Annotated in this window: 5 protein-coding genes; all 5 read right to left on the reverse strand. The window is 43.2% G+C overall.

The genetic code is table 11. The annotated features are described in order from the left end of the window. Positions 1 to 9 precede the first annotated feature (9 nt). The 5 genes from U0033_RS07690 to U0033_RS07710 all read right to left on the reverse strand — a co-directional run bounded on the left by U0033_RS07690 (position 10) and on the right by U0033_RS07710 (position 18,278). Positions 10 to 8,397, reverse strand: coding sequence for an RHS repeat-associated core domain-containing protein (locus U0033_RS07690; RefSeq protein WP_072362394.1), 8,388 nt, complete (start codon positions 8,395 to 8,397; stop codon positions 10 to 12). Positions 8,398 to 8,461: 64 nt separating this feature from the next. Further along, entirely contained in the window at positions 8,462 to 9,241 is a 780-nt protein-coding gene (locus U0033_RS07695) for a hypothetical protein (protein ID WP_072362393.1), read from the reverse strand. Positions 9,242 to 9,253: 12 nt separating this feature from the next. Continuing rightward, positions 9,254 to 16,696 carry a hypothetical protein gene (locus tag U0033_RS07700; protein ID WP_143150756.1) on the reverse strand — a complete coding sequence of 2,481 codons (7,443 nt, stop codon included), beginning with the start codon at positions 16,694 to 16,696 and terminating at the stop codon, positions 9,254 to 9,256. Next, positions 16,693 to 17,184, reverse strand: a complete 492-nt coding sequence (locus U0033_RS07705) for a hypothetical protein (RefSeq protein ID WP_072362391.1) — start codon at positions 17,182 to 17,184, stop codon at positions 16,693 to 16,695. Before U0033_RS07705 ends, U0033_RS07700 begins: the two co-directional genes overlap by 4 nt. Then, positions 17,181 to 18,278 carry a hypothetical protein gene (locus tag U0033_RS07710; RefSeq protein WP_072362390.1) on the reverse strand — a complete coding sequence of 366 codons (1,098 nt, stop codon included), beginning with the start codon at positions 18,276 to 18,278 and terminating at the stop codon, positions 17,181 to 17,183. Before U0033_RS07710 ends, U0033_RS07705 begins: the two co-directional genes overlap by 4 nt. Positions 18,279 to 18,282: the final 4 nt, after the last annotated feature.

Here is an 18,282-nt window from a genome sequence, read left to right on the forward strand (position 1 = left end):
TTTCTTTTTTTAATTAGTTGTTGCAGGAGTCTCATTTTTCTTGACCTCAGTACCTTCCTCCTTCCAACTTAATTTAAACATCTTATCCTTGAATTTCTCACCTTCTTCCTTCACCGTTGTTTTATTTTTATCTGCAAACCCTTGTATGAGATTCTTATAGCCGTCAGAAGCTTCCAATCCCTGCCAACTGAGTACCTCAAGATCTTCATCTGAGTAGCCAAGCTTATATTTAGTATTGTATTCCTTTAAACCATCTACTAACATTTGCCTATGGCTAGCAACAGCATTGTGATTATTGTCGTCTTTTTCGCCAATTGTCGTGCCTATCATGGCATGAATTGCTTCATGGATCATTATTTGAGCTCTTCCAATTTCGGTAAAACTACGGGTATATATGGTAGTTTCAGCACCATCGTTTCTTTCTGCCTTACTTGAAAGTTTAGAAAGACTATAGTTTATTTCACCAGAAGCTGTTCCCATTAACTTCAGGTTTGCTGCAGATGGTCTTCTATCTGTAACAGTTGTATATGCAGTTGCATTGTTGATGATCTTTGTTTCATCCACACCCAAATTCAGATTAATGGTCTTAGATCCTTTATAATTTTTAATCATTTTCTGAAACTGAGTATTATCTGACATTTTTTTATATATATTAGCCCATGGAGATGCCAGAAAATCTTTGCCAGGAATTACTTCTCTTCCATCCGGATCCCTAAAAAATATCGGGTTATTCAATGTGAAAACATGAGGAGCAATTTCCGGATATTTGGAAGCAAGTGGATCAACGGACATCCAACGACCAATTCTGGAATCATACACTCTTGCTCCAAAATCAATCTGATTACCATTTCCTTTTACCTGATTATCATTCTCCTTACCATTATACCCATATCGATATTCATTAATTGCAAATTGCCTATCTGGTTGTAACATACCAAAGGAATAATAATCCTGCGCACTATAAATGACTGCCTGATTATCTGATGATAACTGATCACCGATTGTAACTAATACATTCCCAAGCTGATTACTCAATTCATATCTCTTATTACCGGCAGCATCCCAATTGGTATTAGCTTCCGTTCCTGACATTGAAACATTTCCGTTCCAAATACCTATCCGGGAATTGCCATACAATGCCTGTTCTTTCCAATAAACAGGCCCATCATTCACCTTTTCATAAACAGCCAATGTATTACCTAACGCATCTCTGATATACCATGCTTTTTCTGTGATATCATTATGCGTATATTGTTTATAAACTCTATGCCCATTTGCATCATATTTAAAGGATATTTTTGAACCATCAGTTTTTGTAATTTCTTTTATTTTCCCATAAACATTCCATTCTATATTTGAAATACCACCTACTACATCTTTGATCACATTACCAATCTTGTCATAAATATAATTATTATTTGCCTGAGAAGTCATATCAACTGTATACCCACTATTGCTAACAGCATCAGTCACTTGAAGTAATTTATTGTCCAACAAATTACCAGCAGCATCCTTGTTATATCCATAGGTAAGAATATCCATCAAAACGGATTGACCATTTATACCGCTACCATTCCGCAATAGCGAAAGAATATTTCCATTTCCATCATAGGTATAATCCTCTTTATATTTTTCACCTGCAGTTCCAGCATTCCAGGTAGCTGTATTATTAATCAGGCTATGCTGTCTCATCGCCTTTAATCTGTTCAACTGATCATAACGATAGGAATATCCTACAACATTATTAAATTGACTTAATCCAACCGTACTATGGCTAACATTTCCATTATAGAGACTTGTTCCTACTTCGCCTGCGGCTCCTTTTGTCCAGGATAACGGAGGCGTTTTCGTTATATCCAAAGGTTTATAATCTCCTTCAAAATAGTCCAGCGAATAGCCAAATACATCCGGAGCGACAACTGACCTGTCAGTACTGGCAAGCCCATCTCCACCCATATCTGATGACGGTGACAGATACTGGCTATTCACCTGCTTCAACCATCCCTGAATTGTATATGCATAATCTACACCCTGAACTAACTGGTCATGACCCAGTTCCATTCGCGCCAGCGGACCATGCAGATAATATCGGTAAAATGCATCTGTTCTCGCATTTTCAATCTCCCAGCCATCAGAGGATACAGAATTGATTCCACTTAAGGATTTGATAAGTCTGTTATCTGCATCATACACATAACCGTAATAGAATTTATCCGTTTTGTCATCTCCATATTGATATCTTACAGTATTAACCTTCCCGCTAACAAGATCATATTTATAATCTATCTGCTTGAGATCAAGGTCCTTCAACTGTTGCCATAACGTCTTTATATTACCCAACTGATCGTAGCTATAATAGGTGATCTGCTGGGGATTGTCTGTAGCCGCATCTTTATACGTGATCGCAGAAATACGTTTGCGCAGATTCTCCTGAGTATTTGTAAATCCTGCATAAGGCTCGTCATAGTAAGTCTGTACTATCTGGCTGTTTGAGCCAGAATTCTGGAACGTACTTACTGCTGTTGCAGCTATAAATGAGACGGCACCTGGTGTGTTGCCACCTGTTTTTAAGCCAACTTCTTTTGTTCGGCTCTGTCCATCATAGACGGTATAACTGTATTTACCGGTTAATGCCTGTTCGGCATTTTGGGAGGCAATAATTCTTCCAAGGTTATCGTACCAGAACCTTCCCAAACCTCCATCAGGTGATTTCTGAATACGCACTCCACCTAAAGATTGATAAGCATAAGATGTAGTTAAACCATGGGCCGGATATATAGGAGTATATTGTGTTTCTGACAAACTGCCTGCACTTGTTGTGGTTTCAGAACCTGCGGAAGGTACATTGAATCTGCCTCTGTAAACCTTAGAGCCTTCCAGTGCAGTACGGTACAATGATGCATAAGACATACATGGCTCGGCTGCATTCGCTGCTATCTCTGCTCCGGATAATAAACGATCGTATATCCTCAGCTGTTTTACATTCGCAAAGTTCTCAGGATAACTGCCCGGTGCCAGCTCCCAGCCACAATCACCACTCGCCTGATCGGTTGTAGTAACAGGACACAGTTTGCCGTTTACATAGACTGACAGACTGTTTGCATTCAGCAATGCACCCTGAAATACAACATGCGTCCATGGTTTCAGCGGCAATGCGCCTTGCATGTCGGCAATCGTATGTACGGAAGCCGTTATAATTACTTCACTGGTTGTACTTGATAAAGTATATATATCCAGATGCAGGTACCTGCCAGATACACAGGCATTTATTAAATATTGCTGACCACTGCTGGTAGCAAGAAACTGACTGCCGGATGAAGAACCATTATAAAGCCATAGTTCCAGGGAACGCGCTGACGTGGAACTTAGCGCCGCTGTCAGCGCAGTCAGTGCAGATTCTTTCTGGGAATTGCTTACAGGACCATCAAACGTACAGTTGCCACCAAGGTTATCTCTCGCTCCATCTATCTGCGTTTGTAAGCCCGCATCCAGCAGATGTACTCCTTCCGGTGGTACCGTTCTTACAAGGTTACCTGCCTGATCGTAATAATATAAGGTAAAGTGATACAGCTGCTCATTCGTCGTCAGTTGAAGATTCGGTTTTACTCCACTGCAATAGGCAATGTATTCCTTGCGGAACTTCTTCTTCTCTGCTGATATATAGTCATTGTATATGACTGTTCCTGTCGATACCGCATCATCCAGCAGTTCTTCCGTACAACTGTATGGATTCACGGTAACTGTGCTAAACACCGGCGCATTGCACAACATAGTAAAGCTGGACGGATTCGCTGCTAACTTATCTTCATAATCTTTATAATCACTGTAAGACAACGTAAAACCTAACTGGTGATTCATATAGGTTGCAAACACATGCTCATAGTTGGCATGTTCCGCATTCAGCCAGCCGCCGATTTCATTTGTCATCTGCGTCTTCACTTCCTGGTATTCTATGGGTGTGATCGCTCCTGTGGAGGATGGATCCAAAAATACAGGCAGCGTCATATCATTGGCCAACAGGTAACGGCAGTTGCTGCAGCTGTTTTGCAACCTGGTGAACTCCGCTTCTGTCAGCGTCATCGCTGTGCCATAAGTATTCACAAGCCATTGGTAGAAAGACACGCTGCTGCTACCATTGGAGGTGTTATAATCTGTCTTTAAGCTACTCAGTTTGGAACAGATATCCGCTGTCGATTTGGCGATGGATTTACTGGTCGCCTGCATATTTGTATAATATGGATATGGCGCATCCAGTAACCATGGGTTACAAACCATGTTGATCGTATGAGTGCTCAGCAATCCTGTTAACACCTGTTTGAAACTCGTATAACCTTCGCTGGTGGACTTGCCTGAAGGCGTTGTACTCGCACCGCTCTGGTGATTCATATCTCCACCTATCTTACACAACTCGATCAGCTTCGCTTTGATCTTTGTTTTGGACGTCTCATAATCTGTCTCGCCCTGCAGACACTCGTCTAACTGCGTCATCCAGACTTCCGCCTGTGCTTCACAGTTCTCTTTTACTGACTGGGTCAGGGTAGCTGTTACCTGAGCAGCTAAAGCCAACGTATCGGTAGAGATACCAGCATTGCTGTATGTTGCATTGTTGATGCGGGAGATTTTATATTTTAAAGCCGTCTCACAACCCGTATTAACAGGGTCGGGCGTAGTCGGCGTGGTTGGATTTGGATTAGAGCAGGCAGATCCTTCTATAGTACCAGTAGCCTGGCTTACGCCCTGCAAAACAAACGTCAGTGATCGGGTACTGCCTGTAAACGTATAGGTATAGATCTTTGCTCCCGGATTTTCATGGAAGCTAAACTCCACTCCCACAATCAAAGACGCTCCACTTGGTATTGTAGGCCCGGAATAGGTCATAATACAATTCCAGTTGGAAATACCAGTACTTGGGTCATAGGTTAGCCCATCCCTTACTACACTCAGACTGAAATTAGACAAGGCCTTCGCTGCATCACAATCAAAGGTCGTGCTGCCTCCACCATTATCAATCCCATCAGGACGGCAGGAAATGCCTCTTACCAATACTGTATTCCGGTCGATGCCATTATCTATACAGAATGCCGCTTCCGTCTGTCCGGCTACAAACTGTACTGAACTTACCTGTGTTAATCCATCATAACCAGATGGATAATATAAAGAAAGTGTCACTGTACTTGTCAGCGGTGCACCTGTGTATGTAACCTTCAGCGATTGAAGATTCGTACACGCAGCATCACCTGGCTGTATCGTAAAGGCCGATAACTGCGGACACGTGCCCGTCGCTGTTGCATAACTGATCGTATCGCCTACTGCACAAAGACCACCACAATATGTTGAGGTGCCACGTACCTTGGCATAATACTTCTCTTTCAGTTCTATGTACTTATCTCTGTACATCCGCCATTCAAGATCGGCGATTCTGCAGGTCTCAACCGGAGCACAGGTAGACCAGTTATTCGTATTCGGAAGAGGATTGTTATTAGCATTCGTATTGCCGCTGTTATCTGCACAATACAACATGTAGTCTACATAACCTACCAGACTTTTGGTGCCTACCTGTGTAATACCCAGCACATTCGTCGTGTAATTGGTAATGTCTGCAATAAAACTCTCCCTGTAACCATTTAACACATTATCAAATGCCGGATCTTTGTCTGCCAGCCATCTGAAGCTGGTGGTGGAATAAACAGCACCAGGCAACATGGTGGGAATATCGGATATTGTTGCGATATTAGTCACTTTCTCTTCCCAGCGGAGGTTATCACTGTTCGCCTGACAGAACCTCAAAGCACAATACTCCGGATGGTACTTGATGAATTGGGCCGCCCACTCCGGTTTCCAGTGATGAAGAATCATGGACAAGGTACAGGCCTCATCATTCGCACTCATCACTGTACCATCTTCCAGTTCGAACTTGTTTGCATTGTACTCCGTCGGCGTCGTTAAAATCCTGAACTCCGTCCGCCAGTATAAATACAGCACATTGATACTCTTTTCAAGGGCGGTATCCTCTGCGGTAAACAATGCATACTGACCACCAGGACTTACGTCTTCCTTCAGGGTTTTTTCAAGGTCGGTACATGGATTGGTGGTACAGTTGCTGCGCAAAGAGACACAGTTATTATATAAGGTCGTATACAGATTATTCGCATACGCATCAATCGTAGTCGTCAGTTCAACGCCATCCTTGCTCAAACGGTTCTTTACTGCTGTGGTAAAAGCTGTCTGGGTACCCAGGGAAGTCAGACAGGTCGTACAATCGTCAAAGCAGCTCTTCATGTCTTTGGACTGAAGCGCTGTATTGATATAAGACCATTTGCTGTTGAGAGTCGTATTCTTATTAATATAATCTGTCGTATAGGCATCCAGCGCACTGGATGATAAACCCAGTTCATAGGTGACATAGTACTCCCCGATCTTATCAAAGGTTGTACTGAAGGTGCCGGTGGCTGTGCCGGTAGCACTGCAATCACCGGTCAAACTGCCTACAGGTATAGTTTCATCATAAATGGGTTTATTACAATCATCCGTTACACGGATATGTAAGTTATAATAACAGTTGCTACAAATCTTCACGCCATTTTCATCGAAAATCTTTATCAGCTTCTCTGCATTATAAGTAAAAGAAACAGGGCCTATTATTGCTGCTGCATAAGAAGATGTCGCACTCAGTAACAATTTGCTTTCATCAAAGGTAAAATCCCTTGGTTCAATCAGTAAAAAAGTCTCCTGCTTAGGATCTGGTTTTGAGGAAAGTGCATCCAGGTTTGACGGCGCATCACCTGCCAGTGCCGTCGCTATCGTCTTCCCGGAAGCGTTCTGATAATTAACGGCTACCTGACCGTTACCATCAACCGTCATGTTCTTCAGGTAATGGTTCGCATAACCAACATCATTACCAAACATCCGATCCAGTTCCCATTGTGCCGGCTTGGAATAATATAAATAACTCGCTTTACTCACGGTATTGTCCGGACCAGGCTGAAAGAGTGCGCCTACCCCCCCCCTAACAGATACTCTGTTTGTATTGTCTGGGGTATACAAAGTCACACTGAATGGATAACCGCCGGCATCTGCGATAAAATGGCTCTCCGGACGACTCGCATCTGCCAAAAACTCATTGCTGGATGAATAATACTGACCGGCGCCGGATGAGGATCCCATTGCATCAGGCGTATTGATACAATCTGAACCGCTCCCATTTATATTGGACCACCGATAAGTACTCCCGGATGTCGTTACATGCTGACCAGAATAATATTTTAAGATATTATTATTAATAGTATAAGGTAAAATACTTACCTGAGGTCGACCAAATTCATCATACAGGTTCTCCTGTATCAATACTTTCTGATCGCTGTTATTCAAGGTGATTGTCTGGCGGTTACGCAGACTTCCGTCAAAATAACTTACTACCTCTTTCTTCTTCCCGTCTTCGGAATATGCCGCACTATACAACCAGTTGAACTTCGGTTCATGCAAGGTATTATCGTCAAGCAAAATAACAGCACTCACAGTGCTTCCCCCAGCATCCATCTTATAATCCCAGTCACCTTCCTCCCGGATTCCATCTGCCATGTATGCTGTTCGGACACGGACAAGCAGGTATTTCATATAGTGAACCAGCGAAATATCATAATATTCCTGCTGAAGCGTAACACGCGTGGAATTGTTTCGAAACATCTTTGCCAGCTTTGCTGCTGATATACCGGTGCCTTCATCACTTAATATCTTGCCGTTAGCGGACAACTCATCTACAAACGTCCACTCAAGATCATACTCCTCCGCGTAAGTCACCTTATCCCAGGATATAGAAGCTACCCCATTCTGCGCAGAAGCCAACGTTGCAGCCCTGAGCACGGCAGCATTGAACGTACCAGCTTTCCCACTTGATGGTAATACAATCTTTGGTACAATATGCGTTGTATCTGCTTCGTAAGATCGCTCAACTATTACCTGACCCTGCAACCGGAAGGCAGCAGGAAGCTGATCTCCAAGTTCTTCGCTGGTAATATCATTGACCGTCAGTTTCATCTTATAACCATTCCTGAATCGGTAAGTCGCATTCGCCTGATAATTGATTCCTCTGGCTGTATCATAACTGATCTCAAGCTTAATATGATCATCTATAGCTGGATCAGACTGATCAGGCGATGACCAGTATTCTACTTTCAGGTCAATTGTACACTTAAATTTCTTCTGTGGTATGGCGGAAGAATCCCGGTAAAGAGAAAATATTACTATATCGCTGACAGTTTTATTATGGATCTTTTCCCAGTCATAAGCGCTGTTAAGGAATTTCTCATCCTTTACAACAAGAGTATCTCCTTTTTTGATCGTACCCTGTTTCTGATGCTGATATGATTCAATCCCGGTATAAGCATGGGCGGACAGCATACTGAGAAGAATACAAATTGTTATTAAAGTCCTTTTAATAAATTTCCAGTCCATAGGGTTAACATTAATGGTTGATTAGTTCATAATCTTTTAGTGAAGCTACTGGTATAGGTACTTCACCATATTGAAGTAAGTAATGTTCTGGCCTCAAAAGTTCACTTATAGCTTTTGATGGTTCGAATTTCTGTACCTGTATAGTAATCAGCTTATCTTTATTAAAATCTCCAGGATACATTTCATCCGGCATCCGCATTTCGGTCTTCACTATCCATCCAGTACTATCATAAGTAAGTGAATAATCTCTCATGGAGATATGAGATGGATTAGACATAGTGATCGTCACAAAACCGTTAACACTACTCCTGGTAATTTTAAATCCTTCTTTACTCATTCTATTGACTTCAGCATCAATTGGAATAGCCATTGGGTTTTCTACCTGCTTCGGAGCGGACAGAAAAATCTCTTTTGTATCATGAGAAATTGAAAGATAAAAAGTGTTTAGTGAAACCATTTCATCCTTACCCAATCTGTAATACATATTATTTCCAGAACGGGTATACAAGTAATTGCTTTCCATATTATTCAAACTATCCTTCAAATCCTTCACCCGAATACTACCTTGTATAGTATAAACACTCATTGAATCCAGCTGGTGAGAAACTGTATATAATTCTTTCAGAATGGTCTGCTCCTTACTGTTATTTTCAGGAATCACCATTTGTGATGTTTCCTTTTTTTCCTCCCTGCGTTGCAGCAATGCTGGTATTCCGGCAACAGCAGCTGCTGTCGTAATCAATACAAGTAAAGTCGCCAGTACCTTAAAATTGTTTTTATTGATAATCATGGTACAGGTTTTTTAACGTTTATGATATGAAGAACGATTTTCCTTTATGGTCATAATACCTCTTTCTGTTTCTTTCTTCACCCGAATCAATGCCCCTTCCTCATCATACTCATAAAAAGTTGCATAGTTATTCTCATCCATCTCTGCCATTAACTGCATATTTTTATCGTTATATGCATAAGACTTCAACTGACCATCATATGGGAATATCCTAATATCATCAATTGAGGTTTCTGATGACAATCTTTGAATTTTGATACCAAAAGGTGTCATTTCAGTTATACCCACATCTACAGGCAAATCAATTGTTCCTTCTACAAGTTTCCATCCATCAACTATTGTTTTAAGAGATAAGGTAACAACCTTGAGACCTGGTAACAACTGCAAGCGAATACCTGGAGTCTTGCCGGTAAGATCAGTTCCATTTCGTACCCATGCTGAAAAGTAATACTTTCTGCTTGTCACCGGGCTAAAGTCACGTAAACCAAGCCAGGAGTCTATACTTCTATAATATTCTCCCCACTGATTGTTGTTGAGGTAAATACCTGGTTGATGCTCATTGCTATATATATAACTCCACAAAGACACTGAACTATCAAGCTTCATACTATAGTTACCAGAATGTGCATTTTCAATATCCAATGCAGATGCATAAGAATCTCCCAACTTTCGTCTAATATCAAATTGATCAGGACGACAAGGCAACGCATTATCACAACCACTGTTGAACACATAGTCTTCAAATCCATCGTAGAAGATTTCTCGTTGGCGCATATTTAATCCTACAGCAAGCGGCAGTTTATTTTTAAACCCATAACGCACCCCACTATATTGATTCAATGCGTCTTTACTTTCCAGCGGATGGGAGGATTCATCATAAAGTGTAGTTGTTGTATTCGTTACCCAACCGGCATTCGCACTCATATTCCATCCACCGTTATAATACCAGAACGGATAGAATGTAGCATATTGCCCCTTATGACGAATATCCACACCAGCTGTTGTTTTCGTAGGCAGATCCTGTCCGGAGCGGTCAGACAGCCAGGCCATCTCCTTGTACATCAGCCAATTGCCCAGATAACCAGTCAGATAAGGATTCAGTACATTACCAGCTGGAATTGCTGGACAACCAGGAGAATCATCACAGATATTGATGGATCCCTGCCCGCACTTGAGGTGCTGATAAAGGATATTACCATTGGCATCTTTTACATATGTATCGTAAGGCTTGGAACTATTCACCAACTGAATGGTAGAGAAAATCGTATCCAATGTATGTGCTTTCAGTTCAGCAATCGTGTTATCATACACTTCCAGACCAACTGAACGCTGGTTAAACTGATCCACGATATTCTGTGCCTCGATAGTAACAATGTGATTACCGGAAGACAGGAAGCGCGGACGTACCTGCCAGTAAGAATAATAACGGTGGTCATTGTCATTCACCATGACATGCTCTTTCCAGAGTGTACCATCTATATAGATACGGACGTTGTTATCCACGCCATAACCGATATAGTATACCTTGCCAACCGGTATTTTTACACAGACGTTCATACCAATCCAGTTGTTGCCCCAGCTATTATTCAGCCATACACCGACAGCATTTAACCTGCCACAACCTGATGTGTAATTCGGCGTAACGGCTGCACTGGCGGATACGCGTGAAATCACGGTACCATTACCCGGATCTGTGGTAGGCACATCCGTCAGGTCATCCGTTGGAATATGTCCTCCTGTACCCTGGTCATAAGGATCTACCCCATCACAACGGTAACCCCAGAACGGATCGGCCCTGACACTGTCTACCACCTGCCCGGCGCTATTAAAGAACAGCGTACCCCACTGACCATAAGTCGGGTTGTTGCTACCTCTTACAATGGTTAAACCTGTCTGGTTATCCATCGTGGTTGGTACGGTACATGCCTGACCATCTGCGCTCAGGGTATAACCATCCGGACAAGCCTGTTTAGGTTTGTATCCACAGTTAAATGTGCCATCACATTTAGTCAGCGGCATCCCATTATCGCATCTAAAGCTTTGGGTACCTCTGTTATCATCACCATCTGTGTAATACAACACCTTATTCGGATCGGTTAACAGCTGTACAGAGCTATAAATACGTTCTTTTTCAATGGTTTCTTTATCACCAGCCACCAGCGTTGCTTCAGAACTATTATATATTTCAAATGCGGCAGACATATTTGCCTCTGCATTTGCCGCATCCATACGGATAATATGTTTACCAGATTTTGCTATTGTAAATTTCCTGATTCTCCATGCTTCATAGAAGCTTTCACTACCCCCACGGAACTGCGGCTGTACATCCACTTCATCAATTTTTAACCGCATTGCATTATCTGCCGCGTAACCAATAAAATAGGTACCTGCAGGAATATCAATACATTTTTCTACACCCCACCAGTCATGCAATGGTCTTTGTTTCAACCATACGCCAGCTTCAGCAAGACGACCACAGCCAGTAGTACAACCCATCCAGTAATTGGCTGTACTTGTTTTATAGTGCCCATCCGCTTTGTATTCAAAGAAGAAAGCGCCTCTGTTGCCATATTTTCTATGCTTATCTCCTGGCACCAGATCGAAGCCTGCTACAGGCGTAGGCTTATACATACATTGTGTACCATCGGCTGTCTCTTCATATCCATCCGGACAAGAACCTGGGTTCTGACACACAGCCGGTTGTCCCCATGCATCTGAGTACAATACGGCTGTAGCATTAATTACATTATAACCGGAAAGCTCTTCGTTGCTGATGATCTTCAGTTTATTAGCCACCACCGGATTCTTCAACAGCGTCATATTGGTTGCATTAGCGCCGAGCTGGTTACGATAACCGGAACGGAACACCTTCATGGTACCACTATAGTCCTTGATCGTACGACCAGACTGGGAGATAATACGCAATGCAGCCGTAGAGCTGGTACTGGTCGGAGACTTGATCACCCACAGGCGGATACCTGTGTAAAGATCTATCAGCTCATCGCCGGGAGACAGGAAAGACGCGTATTGGGAAGGTACTGCACTGGAAGAGATTCTGAAATCCTTCATCACCATACCCAGGTTCTGATATGCCATACCCATCTGCTTATACATCCAGTAAGCAGGTATGCTCACGGAATAAACAGGATCGTCAAATTCATTCTGGGTCTGTGTCAGCACAGGTTCACCTGTATATTTATCATACAGTAATGTCGTACCTGATATATTGGAACCATTCAGCTTCTTGATTGTCTTAGACAGTATACCAGTATACTGGATTGTCTTCAACACAGAAGCACCGCGGAACTGGCGGTAATCGGTGTTGCTGGATCTGGGCCAGTGAGGAATCGGCACAGGCCATCCCCAGATAGGCACAACATCCGCACCGAGGTTGATACTAGTACCAGAGTTACTTAACTCTGATTCACGCATGTCCGTGAACATTTCTATATCGCGGCCTATCACCTGGTCAGTGGTAATATTACCATTTGCATCCACTACATCTACCACGTTGGTGAGGCGTTGTGTACCACCATCTTCTGTTGTATTATAATAGTATTCATTTGCACTCACCTCCTGCCCAGACTGGTTAAATACCCTGTCGGCTTTAGGCTTGCCATGCATATCGTTCAGGATAATGGAATAACCCTGTGACATGGCCAGTTCATAGGTAGATTTACCACCAAAGAACGTTGCCCATGAATTTGGCTTATGCAGATATTTATCCAGGCCAGTCTGCTGTACGATAACAGGGAACTCTTTTGCTGTATAGAATTCAGCGGTTGACCAACCTGTTTTATTTTTAGTGTCCACTGTTCCATCAGCAGTCAGGTTACGTACTGTGACCTGTCTGTATATCACCTGTGGTCCGGGGAATAAGGTTTCGCCCATTGGCTCTTCCAGGTAGAAATAGTTATTCAGGCCCCACTTCACATTCTGCGTATAGTTCACAGGCATACGCATCGGGTTTTCATCCCCGCCACTTGCTGGTTCATATGCAGCCACACCACTACTGATGGTTTTGCCCTCTTCCTGAATGGTATATTCATATTCCTGTCCGTAAATAGCAGCCTCCTGATCAGTGGCCATGGTATTCCATTCATCAGACAGTTTCACGCGTTTTACCCTCAGACCACCACCAATCTTTTTACCTGCACGGATTACAACCCTGGCAAAGCTTTTCTGCAGATTTACCTGGCTACCAAACTTCTTCCTATATGCTTTCTCGTTAAAATTCTCCCATAATTCTGAAAGCGTCGTAATAGAGGTCGCAATTGCCTTTACAGCCGTAATAACAGGTAAATCGCTGTTGATACGGTTGATGTAGCCCGGATAAGCGTAGCGCTGGTATTCCATCCTCATTCTCTGCCACACTGCGCCGATGAGCGGGTTCACGGTCACCCCACCATCTGTATCATTCTTGAATGTAACAGTGGCTGTAGCGCCACTGATGGTGACAGCACCTACCGCAGCATATACAGGTACAAAATCAAATTTGGAATCTGTAGTGGAATTCGGATCGTCTGTTACATTCACAAATAGTTTTGTGTACATATAGTCTGATCCATCCAGATATTTTGTCTTAAACCAGGCCAGCACATCTGCCGCATTGGTAGCAGGAACGTCATCCGGAGCAGTACCCAGGTCTATTAAAAACTGTTTTGCATCACGAAGAGAGGTCGTAGTATTTCCACTGCCATCTTTCATGTCTGTAATCTTCGACATGACCATTGACCGGCGGTTCTGTACATAAGCATAGTCATCCGCCTCATAGTCAACAGATATTTTACCACCTGTAGGCATTTGTATTTCTGACAATTGCCACATGCCGGCATCTACCGCAGCAGCGGCGGCATTCTGCACCGTATAAGGGAACTCGTCGTTCAGTAGGGAGAAACCTGCGGTTGCGTTATCGGTAGAACGTTTCAATGTACCCCAACGGTCAGTCAGCAAAGATGCATATCCATGATCGTTATTATACTTGAATGAATAATAATAGTCTTTACCTCTGGTAGAATTGCCATAAGTAAAATAAACGGCATCAAGGGTCAGTTTACCACCACCACTTGTAGAAGTATTAGGAATACCTTTACAGAGCGTGTAGCTATAATTAAATTTGACAGTTTTAATCGGCGTTGTCATATCGCTCTTTGCATACAAGCGAATTTCTTTCAGGTATTTCTGCTTTACCGACTTGTCTAATACACCCAATACGTTGTATCCCAATCCATCTTCTCTGTCGCCGGTAATGAAGTAGGCGACCATGGTTTTGGATTCGATAGAATGCAGGTAGCGAAGTTCTTTTGTACCATATACATAAGAACCCTTATCATCATCCGGATCGGCTCTCAGGCCCGGGTTATACTGGGCAGAATCACCATACGGCGTACGCCATTGGTAGTCGCCATTTACTAAAGAGTAGTTAAATTTATAGGCAGTACCTCTATCGTCTTCAGTAATACCATCATTGGTAACATCCACATAGTCGGGAGACAGGATCTGGGTAAGTAACCACGAAGTCGCATACGCTGGCTGTTCCTGTCTGTTATAATATTCGTCAGAGATAGACTGACCACGGCTATTCACTGGCTTATGTGTCGGGTTGCCGGCAGCATCTGTGACCAGTTTAATTTTTTTGGTAGATGTATTCAGACGGGAGGCATCTGTTGCAAAGCTCACTTCAACCTGCTTTTTATTGTATACAGGCATACCATACACCAGTCTCTTACCATCATTGGTCGTTTTTATAATCTCAGAGATATGATCTGGTTTTCTAAATTTGTTTACCCTGCTTTCTGTTGCATAAGTCAGGGCTTTACAGGCACCGGGAATTGAATCCGGGTTATCAATAAAACGGTAAGTATGTAATAATGAATCGCCACCACCGGCCAGACTCATCTCTCCTGCCAGCATAGGCATAACAGGTGATTTCCTGATCTGACGGCCATTGCGTTTGTATTTCCCTGTGGCCGGATATACACTTGATCCTTTTTTCAGTGCATTCTGTGCGTTCTTTCCGATGAACTGAACATTTACAGCATCTTCCCCCTGAATACTGTTATAGAAAGAAGGATCTTCCACCGCTATTTCACCAGCCTGTCTAAAGTAAGCATCTTCCTCACCTGTTACTGTAGTTACAGGGAAGTCACCATTCGTCAGGAAGGAGTTATCGTTTGTCCATTTACTATTGGTTGTTTTAACATTCTGCTTATATACAGAAGTACCACCATGAAAGTAGCCACCTACACCTGCTTCAACACTGGCAGAGGTATTATCAGAATTGTCTTCTGTGAGGTTATCAAAGAAAACGCCGGACTGGTTACGGAACAAACGGAACTGACCACCATCTGCCTGACTGGTATAAGTAAATATATCAGGTGTAGCAACAGGCACCGCCAGGTTCATCAACTCCGGAATAACCGGGTTATCTTTTTCACGCATGAAGTCCATCATCGCGCCTGTATTATTCTTCCCGTGCTCTGCATACATAAAGCCATAAGCCCTGTTTTGCTGGGATGGATTGGCTACCTCACGTTTGGTTTTATAACCGGTAACACCGGTACCACCATATAAAATATAATAACTACCTCCGATATCGCTACTGAAAGTAAAGTTGTGTGAAGTAAAGTTCATATTTGCCTTTGGATAAAAGGCAGGCGCACTAAAGCTCCAGGTACTGCGATAACCTAAATCAGCAAAATTACTGAGCTTATTTACATCGAAACTGGTACCCAGGGTAATGCTCTTTAATCCCTCGCGGGTATTATAGGCCATGTTGGCAGAGAAACCAATCCCCTGCACGGTATTGCCACCGGTAGTCACCTTCATGGATAAAGAAGGATTTACGGTTACACCCTCGCTGGAACTACTGGTCACCCCAATACCCACACCCGGAGTTAGGTAACTGGCCCCCGGAATAGATAAGGAAAGACCTACGTTGCCTGTAAGGTCCGCACCAATACCTGTATAATTATCAGTATGCATACCACGGCTAAACGTACCTGATAGTTTCAGATTCTTACCAAAACCAGCTACCTCTACCCTATCTGTCAGACTACCACCGATGGTAATCTTCGGTTTCACATAGTTATTCGTTAACACGGTATCACCATAACTATCATCGGCTATACCACGCAGTTGCCTGTTAACGGCGCCCACATTCAGGTTCCAGCCAAATCCTACCCAGGTGGCTTCATCATCCATTCCTACGCCAGATTGATAGTCAAGGTTTAATGGATACCCATCCACATCCATCAAAGGAATGTTATACTTAAAATTACCAGTTGACAGGTCTACAAAATCAGTAGTCACTGCTGGTGTAAACTGTTTCGCCTCCGGCTGGGCAGGGCCGGAAGTGAGTGCCCACGATACCGCAGGCATTAATATCTGCATGGATGACAGAACAAGGAAGAAACAGGCTATTCTTCTCCGGGTTTGCATTCGACTGATCATCATATGTTCAGGCTTAAGGAATCAATGTGTTTAATAGCATCACCCTGTATAGGGAAAGTGAGGAACTTATGATTAAATAAATAATCTCTGAAAAGAAGGCGGCAGTTGGCCTGTGAATACGCAAGCGGGCGCTCAAAGACCAGCATATATTCAAGGCCACCGATATTACCATTGGCTATACGCACAACATCTACAGGCGCTGAGGTATCCGCTACATTCACAAAGGCAAACATGGAATCCAGACCATACGTATAGGCCTGACCATCTATCTCCTTCAATGCCGTACCGTTGCTATTCGATATCTTCAAACGAAAACGCAGCAGGTCATCATTCTTTGTAGCCGGCATATATTGCAAACGATAATGAAAACCATTCTCCTCTTTATCCTGCAGCATTCCCGTTTCCGCTATCGCCTGCATTACCTCCTTCTTACTGTGCTTGCAGGCGCAGAATACCAACACCAGGCAACACAAGATTATTCCGTACTTCATTCTGCTGTTTTATAAATAAATCTTAATTGTTTACGTGTTCCATCAGGCAGGTTTACATCCATGATGTAGTAGTAACCATCCTTAAAACTATTGTTATCAGTGAGATCGATCACCACCTGGTTGTAACCTCTTACGATCTGTACAGCCGGCAGTTTCTTCACCGCCTGATCAGGTTTGGTGAGACAACGGATGCTGTAGTTCAGATCAGTAGCTGCATAGGTATTGGTGACGCCAAATAACAACTGTCCTCTGGCTATGTAGAAGTTACCCCTGCTCAGGTCTTCGATGCTTCTGAAAGCTTCCACAGGGAGTTTCGTTGAATCCTTTTCGCAATCCACTGTGAAAGACCAGATCTCAGATTGTGCCAGAATCAGGTCGTTCTGATAAGCAGTTACCTGCCAGGCATATTGCTTACCTTCCACCAGTTCATTGGCAATGGAAGGATACAACAACATCGGCATCGGGATATCACGCTGATTAACGATTGCGAGGTTCATACGCAGCGCTTCGATGGGCTGCTGTCTGTCCTTTACTTCTACAAGCGACAGGCGGTATTGCGCCCCGTTGATGGCAGGAATTAAAGGCTGCCAGTTGAATGTAGGCCGCTTATCGCAGATCTTGTCTTCATCATAAGGTTGTATGAGCCGCATGTTGCTAAACGGCTCCAGTTCATAGTTGAAGCATTGTTCAGCCAGCAGTTCGCTGTTGTGACTCACCCCTTCGAAGAGCTGAAAACAATACTCATAATCACCAGATGGGAAGTACCCACTCTGTCTGATGACAGTAGAGATTTTAGTGTTACCAAAAGTCACCGCCGCCTGGTATACAGCACCGGGAGGTACTGCACTGGTGCCGGGCAATAGCTGGAACTGAGGTATATCAATAGTGACCACAGTACCCACAGATGCTTCGGATACTACGATGCGCAGGTTTGCCGTAACAGCGCTACCTGTATTGCTGATACGCACCTGTGAAATATTGTTAATTGAACGTCCCTGCACTTCAGGCATGAATGCAAAGGTGTATTGCGCCTTGCCCTGCAGGCATAACATACCGAACAGCGCGGTCATTAAAAGTCTGATTCCATTCTTCATATTG

The sequence above is a fragment of the Chitinophaga sancti genome (assembly GCF_034424315.1).
GTDB classification, from domain to species: Bacteria; Bacteroidota; Bacteroidia; order Chitinophagales; family Chitinophagaceae; genus Chitinophaga; species Chitinophaga sancti.